14 protein-coding genes are annotated in these 17,740 nt (G+C 70.8%); 10 read left to right on the forward strand and 4 right to left on the reverse strand.

Going from position 1 to position 17,740, the window contains the following annotated elements; genetic code table 11:
• Positions 1 to 164: 164 nt before the first annotated feature.
• Both A4V12_RS26790 and eccCa read right to left on the reverse strand, forming a co-directional pair.
• Entirely contained in the window at positions 165 to 752 is a 588-nt protein-coding gene (locus A4V12_RS26790; RefSeq protein WP_064072011.1) for a hypothetical protein, read from the reverse strand.
• On the reverse strand, positions 749 to 4,720 hold the full coding sequence (gene eccCa, locus A4V12_RS26795; protein ID WP_064072012.1) for a type VII secretion protein EccCa: 3,972 nt from the start codon (positions 4,718 to 4,720) through the stop codon (positions 749 to 751). The genes A4V12_RS26790 and eccCa overlap by 4 nt, the downstream gene beginning before the upstream one ends.
• A 221-nt stretch (positions 4,721 to 4,941) precedes the next feature.
• Here eccCa and eccD point away from each other — a divergent pair, with 221 nt between their 5' ends.
• From eccD to A4V12_RS26830, 7 genes are all read left to right on the forward strand, one after another.
• Positions 4,942 to 6,426, forward strand: a complete 1,485-nt coding sequence (eccD, locus tag A4V12_RS26800) for a type VII secretion integral membrane protein EccD (protein ID WP_064072013.1) — start codon at positions 4,942 to 4,944, stop codon at positions 6,424 to 6,426.
• Between the two features lie 155 nt (positions 6,427 to 6,581).
• Positions 6,582 to 6,872: a 30S ribosomal protein S15 gene (rpsO, locus tag A4V12_RS26805; protein ID WP_006346214.1), complete on the forward strand. Its 291-nt coding sequence runs from the start codon at positions 6,582 to 6,584 to the stop codon at positions 6,870 to 6,872.
• A gap of 301 nt (positions 6,873 to 7,173) precedes the next feature.
• The gene (locus A4V12_RS26810; RefSeq protein ID WP_064072024.1) at positions 7,174 to 9,396 is read left to right on the forward strand and encodes a polyribonucleotide nucleotidyltransferase; all 2,223 of its coding nucleotides are present in this window, start codon (positions 7,174 to 7,176) and stop codon (positions 9,394 to 9,396) included.
• Positions 9,393 to 10,772 (forward strand): M16 family metallopeptidase, encoded by a 1,380-nt coding sequence (locus A4V12_RS26815; protein WP_064072014.1) that lies wholly within the window; start codon positions 9,393 to 9,395, stop codon positions 10,770 to 10,772. The genes A4V12_RS26810 and A4V12_RS26815 overlap by 4 nt, the downstream gene beginning before the upstream one ends.
• Before the next feature lie 35 nt (positions 10,773 to 10,807).
• Positions 10,808 to 11,563 (forward strand): 4-hydroxy-tetrahydrodipicolinate reductase, encoded by a 756-nt coding sequence (gene dapB / locus A4V12_RS26820; RefSeq protein ID WP_064072015.1) that lies wholly within the window; start codon positions 10,808 to 10,810, stop codon positions 11,561 to 11,563.
• 8 nt (positions 11,564 to 11,571) lie between these two features.
• Positions 11,572 to 12,024, forward strand: coding sequence for a tetratricopeptide repeat protein (locus A4V12_RS26825; protein WP_064072016.1), 453 nt, complete (start codon positions 11,572 to 11,574; stop codon positions 12,022 to 12,024).
• A gap of 98 nt (positions 12,025 to 12,122) precedes the next feature.
• Complete coding sequence (locus A4V12_RS26830) at positions 12,123 to 12,527, forward strand: hypothetical protein (RefSeq protein WP_159028944.1); 405 nt, start codon at positions 12,123 to 12,125, stop codon at positions 12,525 to 12,527.
• A 270-nt stretch (positions 12,528 to 12,797) separates the two neighbouring features.
• Here the strand turns inward: A4V12_RS26830 and A4V12_RS26835 are convergent, their stop codons facing one another.
• Positions 12,798 to 13,346: a hypothetical protein gene (locus A4V12_RS26835; protein WP_064072018.1), complete on the reverse strand. Its 549-nt coding sequence runs from the start codon at positions 13,344 to 13,346 to the stop codon at positions 12,798 to 12,800.
• Between the two features lie 108 nt (positions 13,347 to 13,454).
• Positions 13,455 to 13,697, reverse strand: a complete 243-nt coding sequence (locus tag A4V12_RS26840) for a hypothetical protein (RefSeq protein ID WP_064072019.1) — start codon at positions 13,695 to 13,697, stop codon at positions 13,455 to 13,457.
• A 188-nt stretch (positions 13,698 to 13,885) separates the two neighbouring features.
• On the opposite strand from A4V12_RS26840, the gene thyX reads away from it, so the two are divergent.
• From thyX to A4V12_RS26855, 3 genes are all read left to right on the forward strand, one after another.
• Entirely contained in the window at positions 13,886 to 14,626 is a 741-nt protein-coding gene (gene thyX / locus A4V12_RS26845) for an FAD-dependent thymidylate synthase (RefSeq protein ID WP_064072020.1), read from the forward strand.
• A gap of 199 nt (positions 14,627 to 14,825) precedes the next feature.
• The gene (dapA, locus tag A4V12_RS26850; protein WP_064072021.1) at positions 14,826 to 15,725 is read left to right on the forward strand and encodes a 4-hydroxy-tetrahydrodipicolinate synthase; all 900 of its coding nucleotides are present in this window, start codon (positions 14,826 to 14,828) and stop codon (positions 15,723 to 15,725) included.
• A gap of 111 nt (positions 15,726 to 15,836) precedes the next feature.
• The gene (locus tag A4V12_RS26855) at positions 15,837 to 17,522 is read left to right on the forward strand and encodes a ribonuclease J (RefSeq protein WP_064072022.1); all 1,686 of its coding nucleotides are present in this window, start codon (positions 15,837 to 15,839) and stop codon (positions 17,520 to 17,522) included.
• The last annotated feature ends 218 nt before the right edge of the window (positions 17,523 to 17,740 follow it).

Here is a 17,740-nt window from a genome sequence, read left to right on the forward strand (position 1 = left end):
GTCGGTTCGACTCCGCATCAACCTATGTGCTGCCTGGTGACTCACGGCAAGGACGTTCACGGCATCAGTGGCGCCCCCCACAGCAGGCTTTCCATCGGATCCGGTCGCTCCCGTACCGCCCGGCGAAGCACCTCGGGTGTTCGGCGACCGGCCGGGCCCTGCCCTCACCACCGTGCGCAGGCGCCGTCCGCGGCCTCCGCCCGCAGGTCGAACCAGATGGGCGTCATGTACGCCGGGACCGGTTGCTCCGCCGCGGGGGTCGCCGTCACCGTCAGGCAGACGGTGCCCTCCGCGCCGCTCACGTCGTAGCGCTCCACGTTGCCGTCCGGTTCCGGCGCGCCGGAACGCCACGCGAGCACCGCGGTCGGGTCGTTCTTCTCCGGCCCGCGCAGCTGCGGGTCCAGGTACGTGGACCAGGACCCGTCGTCCCTGGCCGGCAGCGGTGACCTCCTCGTGCCGTCGACCGACCGGGCCACCGACCGCACCCGCTCCAGCACCTCCGTGTGTTCCGGCTCCGTCTCGAAGACGCCCGCCAGCCGCAGCATGCCGACCGCCTGCCAGCCCAGGAACACCGCGAGCGCCCCCAACACCACCCGCCGCCCCGTGAACGACGCCGCCGACGGCTCGTGCGCCTCCGGGTGCTCGAAGTGCCGCGCCCGGAAGCGCCACCACAGCGCCCGCGGGTCGACGAACAGCGCGAGGGCGAGGAACGCCACCGCGAACGCGCCCGCGAACACCGCCGCGCCGATCACCCCGAGAGCTCCGGCATGAGGCCCGTCTGCACCAGCGGGTTCCCCCGCTGCCGCGACACGAAGACGCCCCGGCCCGCGGGCATCGGCCGCATCCGTACGCCGCCGAGCACGTCGCCCTCCTGGGGGTCGCCGGAGAGCAGGACGCCCTGGGCGCCCAGCTCCATCATCCGCTGCATGAACGGTTCGTAGGCGGCCCGGCTCGCTCCGGCCGAGCTGCGGGCGATGATGAACCGGACGCCCACGTCCCGTGCGAACGGCAGGTGCTCGGTGAGCTTGGCCAGCGGGTTGCCGCTCGACGTGGACACCAGGTCGTAGTCGTCGACCACCACGTACACCGACGGACCGCGCCACCAGCTGCGGTCCCGCAGCTGCTGGGCCGTGACGTCGGCGGACGGGGTGCGGCGCTGCATCAGGTCGGCGAGCGCGTCCACGTGGTGGTCCATGTTGTTGGACATCGGCACGTACTCGGCCAGGTGCGACGCGGGGGTGACGTCCAGCAGGGCACGCCGGTTGTCGATGACGAAGAACTTCGCGGAGTCGCCGTCGTACCGCTCGCACACCTGCTTGATGAGCAGCCGCAGCATGTTCGACTTGCCCGACTCGCTCTCCCCGAACACCAGGAAGAACGGGTCGCGGTCGAAGTTGACGAAGACCGGCTCCAGGTTGTTCTCGTCGATGGCGAAGGCGACGCCCCGCTTCGGCTCCGCGTACCCCGCCGGCAGGTTCTGCGCCGGCAGCTCGCGCGGCAGCAGGCGCACCTTCGGGGCGGACGGCCCGGTCCAGTGGCGGCCGATCTCCCGCACCATCGCGGCCGTGGCCTCGGCCAGGTCGCTGTCGGAGCTGATGCCGTCGATGCGCGGCACCGCGGCCATGAAGTGCAGCTTCTCCGGGACGAGACCGCGGCCCGGGACACCGCTGGGGACGTTCACGGCGATCTTGCGGTCCACCTCCGAATCCATGGTGTCGCCCAGGCGCAGCTCCAGCCGGTTCATCAGGTGGTCCTTGATGTTGGAGCGCACCTCCATCGAACGCGACGCCGTGAGGATCACGTGGATGCCGTAACCGAGGCCGCGCGCCGCCATGTCGAGGACGGCGGGTTCGAGACCCTCGTAGTCGCTGCGGAAGTTGCCCCAGCCGTCGATGACGAGGAACACGTCGCCCCAGGGCTGCTCCGCCGCCGAGATCTCCCCGCGGGCACGGAGCCTGCGGTACGTGGCGATGGAGTCGATGCCCGTGGAGCGGAAGTACTCCTCGCGCCGCGACAGGATGCCGTACACCTCGGCGACCGTGCGCCGCACCTTCTCCGGGTCGAGGCGCGACGCCACCCCGCCGACGTGCGGCAGCTCCGCGACGGCCGACAGACCGCCGCCACCGAAGTCGAGTCCGTAGAACTGGACCTCCTGCGGTGTGTGCGTCAGGGCGAAGCCCGCGACGAGGGTGCGCAGCAGCGTCGACTTGCCGGACTGCGGGCCGCCGATGATCTGCATGTGGCCGGCCGCACCGGAGAAGTCCCGGTACAGCACGTCCCGGCGCTGCTCGAAGGGCTTGTCGACCACGCCGAGCGGCACGACCAGCCGGCCCGCGCCCTCGTACCCGGGCTGCGTCAGCCCGCGGCCGTCCACGCCCGCGAGGCCGGGCAGGATCTCGTCCAGCGGCGGCGGGTTGTCCAGCGGCGGCAGCCACACCTGGTGGGCCTCCGCGCCGCGGCCCTCCAGCCGCCGCACGATCACGTCGAGCACGGAGTCGGCGAGGGCGTCGTCCTCCGCGCCCCGCGCCTCGGGGACGGACGGGCGCGCGGCCGGTTCGACGTAACGGACCGGGACCGGCGCGGCGGTGAAGGGCACCGGCCGCAGGTCGACCGGCAGGGACCCGCCCTGGAGGGGGGTGTGCCGGCCGGCGCGGTACACGCCGGAGACGTACGCCGCCTTGAAGCGGACCATCTCGTCGGTGCCGTACTTGAGGTACCCGGAGCCGGGGACGTTGGGCAGCGAGTACGCGTCGGGCACACCGATCGCCGCACGCGACTCGGCCGCGGAGAAGGTCCGCAGGCCGATCCGGTACGACAGGTAGGTCTCCAGGCCGCGCAGCCGGCCCTCCTCCAGGCGCTGGGACGCCAGGAGCAGGTGCACGCCGAGGGACCGGCCGATGCGGCCGATCTGCACGAACATCTCGATGAAGTCCGGCATGGCGGTGAGGAGTTCGCTGAACTCGTCGATGACCAGGACGAGGGAGGGGATCGGCTGGAGCGGCGCTCCGGCGGCCCGCGCCTTCTCGTAGTCGTGGATGTTGGCGTAGTTGCCGGCGTCGCGCAGCATCTCCTGGCGCCGGTTGAGCTCGCCGCGGATCGAGTCGCCCATGCGGTCGACCAGCGTCAGGTCGTCCGCGAGGTTGGTGATGACCGCGGCGACGTGCGGCATCTGGGACATGCCCGCGAAGGTGGCGCCGCCCTTGAAGTCGGCGAGGACGAAGTTGAGGGTCTCGGACGAGTGCGTGACGGCGAGGCCCAGCACCAGGGTCCGCAGCAGTTCGGACTTGCCGGAACCGGTGGCGCCGACGCACAGGCCGTGCGGCCCCATGCCCTCCTGGGCGGCCTCCTTCAGGTCCAGCATCACCGGGGAGCCGTCCTCGCCCACACCGATCGGCACCCGCAGCCGCTCCGACTGCGACCGCGGCCGCCAGGTGCGGCTGACGTCGACCGACGCGGCGTCGCCGAGGTTCAGCAGGTCGGTGAAGTCCAGGTTGGCGAGGAGCGGTTCGTCGTCGTCCGAGCCCGAGGCGATGCGCAGCGGGGCCAGCTGGCGGGCGAGCGCCTCCGCGGCCTCCGGCCCGAGACGGTCGGGTGTCCCGTCGTACACGTGACCGTGGCCGGACTCCAGGCGGAGGGAGTCGGGGCGCACGGTCACCGACAGTCCGCCGCGCGGCCCGTGCAGCTCGCCCGGTACGACCTCGATGATCGTCACGCCCTGGATGCCCTCCGGGGCGGCGAGCGCCGACATCGCGGGGACCGACTGGCCGTCGAGGACGACGACGATGTGCGGCTGGTCCAGCAACGGCTGGCCGCCGCCGTGGAAGCGGGGGCGCCCTTCCAGGCGTACGGCCAGCATGTCCTGGAGGTCCCGCGAGTCCGTGGTGATCATGCGGCGGCTGCCCGCGCCGTCGCCGGGGCCGGGCGCCTGGACGTGCGGGAGCCACTTGGCCCACTCCCAGTGCGGTGCCGCGGCCGGGTCCGCGGCGATCGCGACGACGAGGTCCTCGGGGGAGTGCAGCGCGGCGAGGGAACCGACCATGGCCCGCGCCGACGAGCGGACGGAGTCGGGGTCCCCGCTCACGGTCAGGTGGTAGAACGCCCGCAGGGACACGGCCATGGGCAGGCCGTCGAGCGTGCCGTGGGCCGAGAGGAACTGCTGCATGGCGCCCGCGGTGAGCGGCTCCAGCTCGTCCACGGGGGCGGTCTCGGGCGCGACCAGCGGGGTGGCGAGCTGCTGGCTGCCCAGGCCGATGCGCACCTGCCCGAAGTCGTCGTCGCCGATGCGCCGTTCCCACACCCGGCTTCCCTCGGCGACCAGCGCCCACAGCTGCTCGGGCGACGGGTGGAGGTAGAACTGCGCGTCGCGCTGCCGGTGCGCCGTCTTCAGCACCGAACGCCGCGTCTGCGTCAGGTACTTGAGGTAGTCGCGCCGCAGGTCGGCGAGCTGCCCCTGGGTGCCCCGCCGGTAGCGCACGAGCATCGCGACGGCCATGGCGACGGTGGAGGCGATCATCACCATGCCCATGATGCGCATGACGGGGTTGGGCGTCATGAAGAAGAAGACGACCGAGCCGCCCATGCCGAGCGTTGGCAGCAACTGCATGAGGACGCCCTCCTGCTGACCCCTCGGCAGCTCGGGCGGCGGTTGCAGCTGCACCGGGTCGCCCGGCACCTCGGAGGGCAGGACCCGTGGTGGGCGCTTGACGACGATCTGACTCACAGCTCACCAATTCCCTTGCCGGACGGAAATGTTCCTATCGGCGCCCCCGTGGCGACGGGCTCCATCCGCGCTGGGGATCCTACTGGCGGAGGGGATGACGGGTGGGCGGTAGGGTGGCGCGACGTGTTGGCGCGGGCGTGAACCAACGCAAATACCGGCTCATTGCGACCGTGCCTGGCCGATGATCCACGAATCACCACGAGGGGATGCAGCAGGTGAGTATGACGGCCTCAGCCGCGGCCACCGGAACCGGTCACCCGGCACCCGCGACTCCGTCCGCCGGCGGAACGGGCTTCTGCCGTGTCACTGTCGTCGCACCGGACGGCCGCGTCGACGTCGCACTGCCCGAGGACATCCCCCTGGCCGACCTCCACCCGGAGATCCTCCGGCTGTCCGGCCAGAGCCCCGCCCCCGGCGCCCCGGTCGGCTACCACCTCGTCCGCCGCGACGGCACGGTGCTCGACAGCGCCCGCTCCCTGGCCGCCCAGCGCATCCTCGACGGCGAACTGCTGTCCCTGCGGCCGTTCGCCGAGTCGCTGCCGCCCGCCGTCTTCGACGACGTGTCCGACGCCGTCGCCTCGGCGGTCGCCCGTGACCGGACGCTGTGGACCGACGAGCTGATGCGCGGCGCCGGTCTCTTCGGCGGGTCCGCGCTGCTGGTGCTGCTCGCCTTCGTGCTGTGGTCGTCCGACCCCCGGCACGACATGCACGGCCTGCCGGGCATCCTCGCCGCGGTCGGCGGGGTGCTGCTGCTGGCGCTCGCCGGCGTCCGGGCCCGGGTGTACGACGACCGGGGCTCCGCCGTGGCGCTGGGCACCGGCGCCGTGGTGAACGCGGCCGTCGCCGGTGCCGGGCTGCTGGCGCCCGCCGCCGGGCAGGGCAACGGCAAGCTCCAGTTCCTGCTCGCCTGCGCGGCGGTGCTCGTCGTCTCCGTCGTCCTCACCTTCGTCGCCCCCAGCGGGGACGGCCCCTTCGTCGCGTTCGTCGTCGCCTCCGGCACCGGGGCCCTGGTGACCTTCGCCGCGATCCTCACCCGGATGACCGCGACCGAGACGGCCGCCGTGTGCGCGCCGCTGGCCGTGGGCGCCCTGGCCTTCCTCCCCGGCCTCTCCACCCGCTTCGCCCGGCTCCCCATCGGCTTCGAGCCGCCCAGGACCGCCGTCGGCGGCTACGGGGCCGACCCCGAGCCTTCCGGGCCGGTGGACGCCGAGCGCATCGCCGCCCAGGTCCGGCGCGGGCACGAGCTGCTGGTGGGCCTCGTCGGCGGCTGCGCGCTGCTGGCGGTGGGCTCCGCCGCGGTGCTCGGCTTCTCCGACGACGTGTGGGGGCAGCTGCTCGCCCTCGCCACCGGCGCGGCCATGATGATGCGCGCACACCTCTTCCGCTACACCGCCCAGGTCGGCTGCGCCCTCGCGGCCGGCCTCGGCGCCCTCGTCCTGCTGGGGCTCGGGCTGAGCCTCGACCCGCCCGCCGGGCTGTGGCGCGACGCCACGGCGCTGGACATCCGCACGGTGTGGCTGGCCGCGGCGGTCGCGGCGGTCGCCGCGCTGATCACCGCCATCGGACTGATCGTGCCGCGCAAGGGCGTCACCCCCTTCTGGGGCCGGTTCCTGGAGATCGCGGAGACGTTCGTCCTCCTCACGCTCATCCCCCTCTGCCTCGCCGTGTTCGACGTGTACCACTCGATCCGGGCCATGACGTCCTGAGCGGCTGGTACGCTGTGTGACGGCCGTTTGTGTACGCGCTTCCGGAGAATCTGGAAGCAGCGCTCATCGGACCTTCGCCTCCGAGTCACGGAAGCTCCCCTGAGACCAAGACCAGGGGCACTCGTGGGCGCATCGAACACCAAGAGGAGTACCGAGTGTCTCTCGACGCCGCTACGAAGAAGCAGATCATGGCCGAGTTCGGCACCAAGGAGGGCGACACCGGCTCCCCCGAGGTTCAGGTCGCCATGCTCTCCCGCCGCATCTCGGACCTGACCGAGCACCTCAAGACCCACAAGCACGACCACCACTCCCGTCGTGGTCTGCTGATCCTGGTCGGCCAGCGTCGCCGTCTGCTGCAGTACCTGGCCAAGAAGGACATCCAGCGCTTCCGTACGCTGGTCGACCGCCTCGGCATCCGCCGCGGTGCGGCCGGCGGCGCCAAGTAAGACGCCGTGAAGGGAGCGGTTCCCACTCTTAGGGGGCCGCTCCCTTTGCTGTACATGCGGAGTGTCGCCCCACCTTTGTAGGCTGGGCTTACACAACGCCATAACGGAAAAGCGACAACCACATACAGGAGAGGTGCTCCGGCGCCGTCGCCGGTCCTCGGTAGTGGCCCCCGGGAGAGATCACCCCGGGCGCTTCGATCGAAGACCGGCCCCGCACACACGGCGCACTTCTCCGCCCCGTCCCCGCGCCACACGGGCGTACCGGGACGCAAAGACGACAAGCAACGGAGAATTCGCTTTGGTGGAGAACGAGACCCACTACGCCGAGGCCGTCATCGACAACGGCACCTTCGGCACCCGCACCATCCGCTTCGAGACGGGCCGCCTGGCCAAGCAGGCCGCCGGCTCCGCCGTGGCGTACCTGGACGACGACACCATGGTGCTGTCGGCCACCACCGCTTCCAAGAAGCCCAAGGACCAGCTCGACTTCTTCCCCCTGACGGTGGACGTCGAGGAGCGGATGTACGCGGCCGGCAAGATCCCCGGCTCCTTCTTCCGCCGTGAGGGCCGCCCCTCCGAGGACGCCGTCCTCACCTGCCGCCTGATCGACCGGCCGCTGCGCCCCTCCTTCAAGAAGGGCCTGCGCAACGAGATCCAGATCGTCGAGACGATCATGGCGCTCAACCCCGACCACCTGTACGACGTGGTCGCGATCAACGCCGCCTCCTGCTCCACGCAGCTGGCCGGCCTGCCCTTCTCCGGCCCGATCGGCGGCACCCGTGTCGCGCTGATCAACGGCCAGTGGGTCGCGTTCCCGACGCACACCGAGCTCGAGGACGCCGTCTTCGACATGGTCGTCGCCGGTCGCGTCCTGGAGGACGGCGACGTCGCGATCATGATGGTCGAGGCCGAGGCCACCGAGAAGACCATCCAGCTCGTCAAGGGCGGCGCCGAGGCGCCCACCGAGGAGGTCGTCGCCGCCGGTCTCGAGGCCGCGAAGCCCTTCATCAAGGTCCTCTGCAAGGCCCAGTCGGACCTCGCCGCCAAGGCCGCCAAGCCGGTCGGCGAGTTCCCGGTCTTCCTCGACTACCAGGACGACGTCCTGGAGGCGCTGACCGCCGCGGTGAAGAACGAGCTCTCCCAGGCGCTCACCATCGCCGGCAAGCAGGAGCGCGAGGCCGAGCTGGACCGCGTCAAGGAGATCGCCGCCGAGAAGCTGCTCCCGCAGTTCGAGGGCCGCGAGAAGGAGATCTCCGCCGCGTACCGCGCGCTGACCAAGAAGCTGGTCCGCGAGCGCGTCATCAAGGACAAGGTCCGCATCGACGGCCGTGGCCTGACGGACATCCGTACGCTGGCCGCCGAGGTCGAGGCCATCCCGCGCGTGCACGGCTCCGCGCTGTTCGAGCGTGGCGAGACCCAGATCCTGGGCGTCACCACCCTCAACATGCTCCGCATGGAGCAGCAGCTGGACACCCTCTCCCCGGTGACCCGCAAGCGCTACATGCACAACTACAACTTCCCGCCGTACTCCGTCGGTGAGACCGGCCGCGTGGGCTCGCCCAAGCGCCGCGAGATCGGCCACGGCGCGCTCGCCGAGCGCGCCATCGTGCCGGTGCTGCCGACGCGCGAGGAGTTCCCGTACGCGATCCGCCAGGTGTCCGAGGCCCTCGGCTCCAACGGCTCGACGTCCATGGGCTCGGTCTGCGCCTCCACCATGTCGCTGCTGAACGCCGGTGTGCCCCTCAAGGCCCCCGTCGCCGGTATCGCCATGGGCCTGATCTCCGAGGAGATCGACGGCAAGACGCACTACGTCGCCCTCACCGACATCCTCGGTGCGGAGGACGCCTTCGGCGACATGGACTTCAAGGTCGCCGGTACGAAGGACTTCGTCACCGCCCTCCAGCTCGACACCAAGCTGGACGGCATCCCGGCGTCCGTCCTGGCCGCGGCCCTCAAGCAGGCCCGTGACGCCCGCCTCCACATCCTCGACGTGATGATGGAAGCGATCGACACGCCCGACGAGATGTCCCCCAACGCCCCGCGGATCATCACCGTCAAGATCCCCGTGGACAAGATCGGCGAGGTCATCGGCCCCAAGGGCAAGATGATCAACCAGATCCAGGAGGACACCGGCGCCGAGATCACGATCGAGGACGACGGCACCATCTACATCGGTGCCCAGGTCGGCTCGCAGGCCGAGGCCGCCCGCGCCACGATCAACGGCATCGCCAACCCGACCATGCCGGAGGTCGGCGAGCGCTACCTGGGTACGGTCGTCAAGACCACCACCTTCGGCGCGTTCGTCTCCCTGCTCCCGGGCAAGGACGGCCTGCTGCACATCTCGCAGATCCGCAAGCTCGCCGGTGGCAAGCGCGTGGAGAACGTCGAGGACGTGCTCGCGGTCGGCTCCAAGGTCCAGGTCGAGATCGCCGAGATCGACCAGCGCGGCAAGCTCTCCCTGATCCCCGTGGTCGCGGACGAGGACGCCGCCGAGGGTGACACGAAGGACGACACCGACCAGTGACGTCCCGTAGTCCGAAGACGACGGCCCGCACCTCCTCGGAGGCGCGGGCCGTCGCCCGTACCCAAACGCTCCTCAAGGGCAAGGACGGCATCGGCACCGTCCGCCGCACGACGCTCCCCGGCGGCCTGCGCATCGTCACCGAGACCCTGCCCTCCGTGCGCTCCGCCACCTTCGGCATCTGGGCGCACGTCGGCTCCCGCGACGAGACGCCCACCCTGGGCGGCGCCACGCACTACCTGGAGCACCTCCTCTTCAAGGGCACGCACCGGCGCAGCGCCCTCGACATCTCCTCCGCCCTCGACGCGGTCGGCGGCGAGATGAACGCCTTCACGGCGAAGGAGTACACCTGCTACTACGCGCGCGTGCTGGACACCGACCTGCCGCTCGCCATCGACGTCGTGTGCGACATGCTCACCGGCTCGCTGATCCTCCAGGAGGACGTGGACGCCGAGCGCGGCGTCATCCTCGAAGAGATCGCGATGACCGAGGACGACCCGGGCGACGTCGTCCACGACCTGTTCGCCAGGACGATGTTCGGCGACACCCCGCTGGGCCGCCCCGTCCTCGGCACCGTCGACACCGTCGAGGCGCTCACGGCGGACCGCATCCGCCGCTTCTACAAGAAGCACTACGACCCGACGCACCTCGTCGTCGCCGCCGCCGGCAACGTCGACCACGCCACGGTCGTACGCCAGGTCCGCCGCGCCTTCGAGAAGGCCGGCGCCCTCACCCGCGCGGACGCCGTCCCGGTCGCCCCGCGCGACGGCCGGCGCACCATCCGCACCGCGGGCCGCGTCGAGGTTCTCAACCGCCGCACCGAGCAGGCCCACGTGGTCCTCGGCGTGCCCGGCCTCGCCCGCGCCGACGACCGCCGCTGGGCCCTGGGCGTGCTGAACACCGCCCTCGGCGGCGGCATGTCCTCGCGGCTCTTCCAGGAGGTCCGCGAGAAGCGCGGCCTGGCGTACAGCGTCTACTCCTACACCTCGGGCTTCGCCGACTGCGGCCTGTTCGGCGTGTACGCGGGCTGCCGCCCCAGCCAGGTCCACGACGTGCTGAGCATCTGCCGGGACGAGCTGGACCGGGTCGCGGGCGAGGGCCTCACCGACGACGAGATCGCCCGGGCCATCGGCCAGCTGAAGGGCTCCACCGTCCTCGGCCTGGAGGACACCGGCGCGCTGATGAACCGCCTCGGCAAGAGCGAGCTGTGCTGGGGCGACCACATGTCGGTCGACGACATGCTCGCCCGGATGGCGGCCGTCACCCCCGATGATGTACGAGAAGTGGCCGCCGAGCTCCTGGGACAGCGCCCGTCGCTGTCGGTGATCGGCCCCCTGAAGGACAAGCAGGCGGACCGCCTCCACACCGCGGTCGCGTAACGCCACATCTGGACGGAACCGAAGGAAGTACGAGCATGAGCAGCAAGCTGCGGGTCGCGGTCATCGGCGCCAAGGGGCGCATCGGCTCCGAAGCCGTACGCGCCGTCGAGGCCGCCGACGACATGGAACTGGTCGCGGCCCTCGGCCGGGGCGACAAGCTGGAGACGCTCGCCGAGATGGGCGCCCAGGTGGCGGTGGAGCTCACCACGCCCGCCTCCGTCATGGGCAACCTCGACTTCTGCGTGCGCCACGGCATCCACGCCGTGGTCGGCACCACCGGCTGGACCGAGGAGCGCCTCGCCCAGCTGAACGGCTGGCTGGAGGGCTCCCCGGAGACCGGTGTCCTCATCGCGCCGAACTTCTCCATCGGCGCGGTCCTCACCATGAAGTTCGCGCAGATCGCCGCGCCCTGGTTCGAGTCGGTCGAGGTCGTCGAGCTGCACCACCCCAACAAGGTGGACGCCCCCTCGGGCACCGCCACCCGCACCGCCCAGCTCATCGCGGCCGCCCGCGCCGAGGCCGGCTGCGCCCCGCAGCCCGACGCGACGGCCACGGCGCTGGACGGCGCGCGCGGCGCCGACGTGGACGGCGTCCCGGTCCACGCGGTACGCCTGCGGGGCCTGCTGGCCCACCAGGAGGTCCTGCTCGGCGGTGAGGGCGAGACGCTCACCGTGCGCCACGACTCGCTGCACCACAGCAGCTTCATGCCGGGCATCCTGCTCGGCGCCCGCCGCGTGGTGACCACTCCTGGCCTCACCTTCGGCCTGGAACACTTCCTGGACCTGGGCTGATCACCGTCATGCGCGCGAAGATCACGTACTTCGTCACGGCAGCCGTCCTGGTCGTCTACTTCGTCCTGGTCGGCAGCCGCGGCGTGATGCTGATCCAGCAGGGCACCGCGCTCACCGTCGCCTTCGGCTGCGCGGTGCTCGTCCTGCCGGTGATCGGCGTCTGGTTCCTGTGGAAGAACACCCAGTTCGTCACCAGGGCCAATCGGCTCGCGGCCGCACTGGAGGCCGAGGGCGGCCTGCCCGTCGACGAGCTGGAGCGCACCCCCGGCGGCCGCATCGACCGGGACTCGGCCGACGCCGTCTTCGCCCGGCGGCGCGCGGAGACCGAGGACTCGCCGGACGACTGGCGCTGCTGGTTCCGCCTCGCGGTCGCCTACCACGACGCCCGGGACACCCCCCGCGCCCGCAAGGCCATGCAGCGGGCGATCGCCCTGCACGAGGGCCGCCCGGCCAGGGGCTGACCGAGACGGCGACAGGGCGGCACATCTACGCTTCCGCGACCCTGGACAGCCGGTGTGCCGCCCTACATGCTCTCCCTACTGACGAGGGGGGAGCTGTCATGGCCCAGCAAGCAGCGTCCGAACGGATGCCCGGCAAGCTCAAGTTCGCCCTGGCTGCCGTGTGGTTCCAGGGCCTGATGAACGTCGTCGCCGCCGTGCTCTTGTTTTCCCTGGTGAGCGACAGGGCCGATCACGGACAGGACGAGGACGCCGGTGTTCTGCGTGCCCTCGCGTATGTGTCGTTGCTGGCGGCCGCCGTGCTGATCGCCGCGGCGGTCCTGGCGTTGCGCCGCCTGAAGGGGGTGCGGATCGCCGTGATCGCCGTCGAGTCGATCCTGATGGCCGGCGCGCTGTTCACCCTGTTCTCCGGCGGGGGCGGGCCGGTGATCGCCGGTCTCGTGCTGGGCGCCTTCGTCATCGCGTCGTTCGCCTCGGCCGAGGGCAAAGCCTGGTTCACCCGCTGAGACGACCGGGCTCCGGTCCTCCGAGGAGACCGGAGCCCGCTCGCACGCGACAAGCCTTACGGTGCCGCCCAGCCCTTAGGGGGTGTCTCGCCGATCATGCCGGGCTCCCGGTGTCCGGCGCCGCACCTCGCGGCGTTGTCGTCGGTCGTCATGTCCTCCGTGGCCCTTCGGGCACGGGAGGTGCCCCCACCGCCATGACTTCCTCCTCCGCCTTGCGATGCACGGCGTCGGACGCCGCTCGCCGATCCGGCCTGATCGACAAGACACGACCTAGGGCCGCGCGTACTCCGCGCTCCAGGCCTCGACCGTGTCGGCCGCCCGGTCGAACGCCTCGACCCGGGCCAGGAAGTCCGCGTTGTGGTCGGTGAGCAGCGCCAGCTGCTCACCGCCGTTCCTCCGTACGGCCACCAGGGCCTGCCCCTGCACCGTCCGCGGCAGCCCGAGCCACCGCACGGGCTGCTGCACCGTGCGGACCCCGCCGGCCTGCGACCAGGCGAGCGTCGTCGTCCGGAAGAAGGCGACGCGACGCAGGCCGTGCCGGCTCACCCAGGCCCCCATGCGGAGCATCCGCAGGGCGACCACGATCACCAGGGCCGCCAGGCCGAAGCACACCGCGGCGGCGGCAAGCCCGCCCGCGAAGGCGATGATCATCGTGGCCAGCAGCATGAACGAGGCGAGCAGCAGGGCCACCGCCGCCGCGGCGACCCGCCAGGGCCCCGGCCGGTACGGACGGCGCCACTCGTCGTGGTCGTCGAACGGAAGCGCGACGTCCTCCACGGTGTCGAAACCACGGTCCGCCGTCAGGAAGGGCAGGGGCACGGCTGATCCTCACTCATACGCACGCTCGATGGGGGCTGTGCCGGGTGAGGCTACCCAGCGGTCCTGCGACCGGCCACTCCAGGGTGGCCGTACGGGGGAGTGCCCGCCTCAGCGCCCGTGCGAAGCCTCGGACTGCTGACCGTGACCGGTGGCGGCGGGACCGGCCTCCAGGGCCGGGAGGCCGAACAGCAGGGACCCGACCAGACCGGCCACGACGGTCAGCCCGATCAGCGTACGACCGGTGACCTCGGAAATGCTGGGACGCTGCCGAGCCGGGGGAGTGACGTTACTGCGGAAGCGGTCGGCCTCGGCGACGAACGCGAACGGGACTGCCTCACGCCGGCGGAACATGTGAGAACCCTCCTCGGGAAACTCGTGGTGGACGCTGCTAGTGGGTCAGACGCGCGAAGCAGCGCTTTGGTGCCCGATTTCCCAGGAATGATCGAACGATGTCGGCCGACCTTCGCCACGTCCTCGGCCGTCGGTGCCGGGCCGTAGAGTGGGCGCCGCCCGAGCGATGCAATTGGAAGGACCCGCCGGTGACCGACACCCCCGCCGAAGACCTCAAGCCCAGCTTTCTCAGCGATGTGACCGTCGAGCTGGTCAAGCACAGCGCCGCCGACGCCGACGTCCTGTTCGCCGCCCGCGTCTCCACGCTCGGCGAGCAGTCCCTGGAGGAGCTGCAGAAGGACCCTGAGCGCTCCAAGGGGCTGATCAACTACCTGATGCGGGACCGGCACGGCAGTCCCTTCGAGCACAATTCCATGACGTTCTTCATCAGCGCCCCGATCTTCGTCTTCCGCGAGTTCATGCGGCACCGGGTCGGCTGGTCGTACAACGAGGAGTCGGGCCGCTACCGGGAGCTCCAGCCGGTCTTCTACGTCCCGGACGCCTCCCGCAAGCTGGTCCAGCAGGGCCGTCCGGGCAAGTACGTCTTCGTCGAGGGCACCGAGGAGCAGCAGGCCCTCGTCGAGCGCACCATGGAGGCCTCCTACGTCCAGGCGTACGAGGCGTACCAGGAGATGCTCGCCGCGGGCGTCGCCCGCGAGGTGGCCCGCTCGGTCCTCCCCGTCGGCCTCTTCTCGTCGATGTACGCGACCTGCAACGCCCGCTCCCTGATGCACTTCCTCGGCCTGCGCACGCAGCACGAGCTGGCCAAGGTCCCGTCCTTCCCGCAGCGGGAGATCGAGATGGTCGGCGAGAAGATGGAGCAGGAGTGGGCGCGCCTGATGCCGCTGACCTACGCCGCGTTCAACGCCAACGGCCGCGTCGCTCCGTAGGTCCGCAGGTCACAGGCGCGGCACAGATGTACGGATCATCCGCCCGAAGTGTCCGTATTGCGGCGTTTCGAGAAGTTCATCTAGGCTGATCAAACGGACCCGGCACTGCTTGAACCCCCGAGCAGGCAGTGCCGGGCTCCACCTTCCTGACGTCCCCCGAGGGGACCCGGCGGGCAGAGCAGCGAGTAGCGTGTTACCCATGGCTCCGATCTCCACTCCGCAGACCCCCTTCGGGCGGGTCCTCACCGCCATGGTCACGCCCTTCACGGCGGACGGCGCACTCGACCTCGACGGCGCTCAGCGGCTCGCCGCCCACCTGGTCGACGCAGGCAACGACGGCCTGGTCGTCAACGGCACCACCGGCGAGTCCCCGACCACCAGCGACGCGGAGAAAGACCAGCTCGTACGGGCCGTCCTGGAAGCGGTGGGCGACCGCGCCCACGTCGTCGCCGGAATCGGAACCAACGACACCCACCACTCGGTCGAGCTCGCCCGCGCCGCCGAGCGCGCCGGCGCCCACGGCCTGCTCGCCGTCACGCCGTACTACAACAAGCCCCCGCAAGAGGGCCTCTTCCGGCACTTCACCGCCATCGCGGACGCCACCGGCCTCCCCGTGATGCTCTACGACATCCCCGGCCGCAGCGGCGTCCCGATCGACACCGAGACGATCGTCCGCCTCGCCGCCCATCCCCGGATCGTCGCCAACAAGGACGCCAAGGGCGACCTCGGCCGCGCCAGCTGGGCCATCGCCCGCAGCGGCCTCGCCTGGTACTCCGGCGACGACATGCTCAACCTGCCGCTGCTCTCCGTCGGCGCCTGCGGATTCGTCTCCGTCGTCGGCCACGTCGTCACCCCGGAGCTCCGCGCCCTCCTCGACGCCCACCTCACGGGTGACGTCCAGAAGGCCACCGAGGTCCACCAGCGACTGCTCCCGGTCTTCACGGGCATGTTCCGTACGCAGGGCGTGATCACCACCAAGGCGGCCCTCGCCCTCCAGGGCCTCCCCGCCGGACCGCTGCGCCTGCCGCTGGTGGAGCTCTCCCCGGAGGAAACCGCCCAGCTCAAGATCGACCTCGCCGCCGGCGGGGTACAGATCTAGTCACAGACTTCATAACTGAATACGTATTCACATCCGACAACAGCAAGTGCACGAATGACATGCGCGCCACGTGCCTCACTGGTACGTGGCGCGTGTGGTGAGGAGAGTCTTTTGAGTCATCCGCATCCTGAACTGGGCGCGCCCCCGAAGCTGCCCAAGGGCGGCCTGCGCGTCACCCCGCTCGGCGGTCTCGGCGAGATCGGCCGGAACATGACCGTGTTCGAGTTCGACGGCCGCCTGCTCATCGTCGACTGCGGCGTGCTCTTCCCCGAGGAGGAGCAGCCCGGCATCGACCTGATCCTGCCGGACTTCACCAGCATCAAGAACCGCCTCGACGACATCGAGGGCATCGTGCTCACGCACGGCCACGAGGACCACATCGGCGGCGTCCCCTTCCTGCTCCGGCTGAAGCCCGACATCCCGCTCATCGGTTCGAAGCTGACCCTCGCGCTCATCGAGGCCAAGCTCCAGGAGCACCGGATCCGTCCGTACACCCTGGAGGTCGTCGAGGGCGACCGCGAGCAGCTGGGCCCCTTCGACTGCGAGTTCGTGGCGGTCAACCACTCCATCCCGGACGCGCTGGCCGTCGCCATCCGCACCCCCGCGGGCATGGTCGTGCACACCGGCGACTTCAAGATGGACCAGCTCCCGCTGGACAACCGTCTGACCGACCTGCACGCCTTCGCCCGGCTGAGCGAGGAGGGCATCGACCTCCTCCTCTCGGACTCCACGAACGCCGAGGTCCCGGGCTTCGTCCCGCCCGAGCGCGACATCTCGGGCGTCATGCGCTCGGTCTTCGCGAGCGCGCAGAAGCGAATCATCGTGGCCAGCTTCGCCAGCCACGTGCACCGGATCCAGCAGATCCTCGACGCGGCCCACGAGTACGGCAGACGAGTCGCCTTCGTCGGGCGGTCCATGGTCCGCAACATGGGCATCGCCCGTGACCTGGGCTACCTCCGCGTCCCGGCCGGCCTGGTCGTCGACGTCAAGACCCTCGACGACCTCCCGGACCACGAGGTCGTGCTGGTCTGCACGGGTTCCCAGGGCGAGCCGATGGCGGCCCTGTCGCGCATGGCCAACCGGGACCACCAGATCCGCATCGTCCAGGGCGACACCGTGATCCTGGCGTCCTCCCTCATCCCGGGCAACGAGAACGCGGTCTACCGCGTGATCAACGGCCTCACCCGCTGGGGCGCCAACGTCGTCCACAAGGGCAACGCCAAGGTCCACGTCTCCGGCCACGCCTCGGCCGGCGAGCTGCTGTACTTCTACAACATCTGCCGGCCGAAGAACCTGATGCCGGTCCACGGCGAATGGCGCCACCTGCGCGCCAACGCCGAGCTCGGCGCCCTCACGGGCGTCCCCAAGGACCGCATCGTCATCGCCGAGGACGGCGTCGTGGTCGACCTCGTCGACGGCAAGGCCAAGATCGTCGGCAAGGTCCAGGCGGGGTACGTGTACGTCGACGGCCTCTCGGTCGGCGACGTCACGGAGGTCCATCTCAAGGACCGCCGCATCCTCGGCGACGAGGGCATCATCTCGGTCTTCGTGGTCGTGGACTCCACGACCGGCAAGGTCGTCGGTGGCCCGCACGTCCAGGCCCGGGGCTCCGGGATCGAGGACGGCGCGTTCGACGCGGTCATCCCGAAGGTCCACGAGGCCATCGCCAAGTCGGCCGCCGACGGGGTCGCGGAGCCGCACCAGCTGCAGCAGCTCATCCGCCGGACCATCGGCAAGTGGGTGTCCGACACCTACCGCCGCCGGCCGATGATCCTCCCCGTGGTCGTCGAGGTCTGACGCCCCACCAGCTCGGCAACCGGAGCGGGGCCCCCTCGATTTGCATCGGGGCGCCCCGCTCCAGTACGTTTACGGCTCCGCCAGAACGGGAACCCGGCACAGTCTTGTGCTTCGCAGGGTGTCCGGGAAGGGCGGGGAATTCCGACTCAGAATCTCTGATAAAGTCGGAAACGCCGAAAGGCAAAGGCCCTCCAACAGCCACCGGAAACAGAATCCGA

It is taken from the genome of Streptomyces noursei (genome assembly GCF_001646665.1).
Taxonomy (GTDB): domain Bacteria; phylum Actinomycetota; class Actinomycetes; order Streptomycetales; family Streptomycetaceae; genus Streptomyces; species Streptomyces lavendulocolor.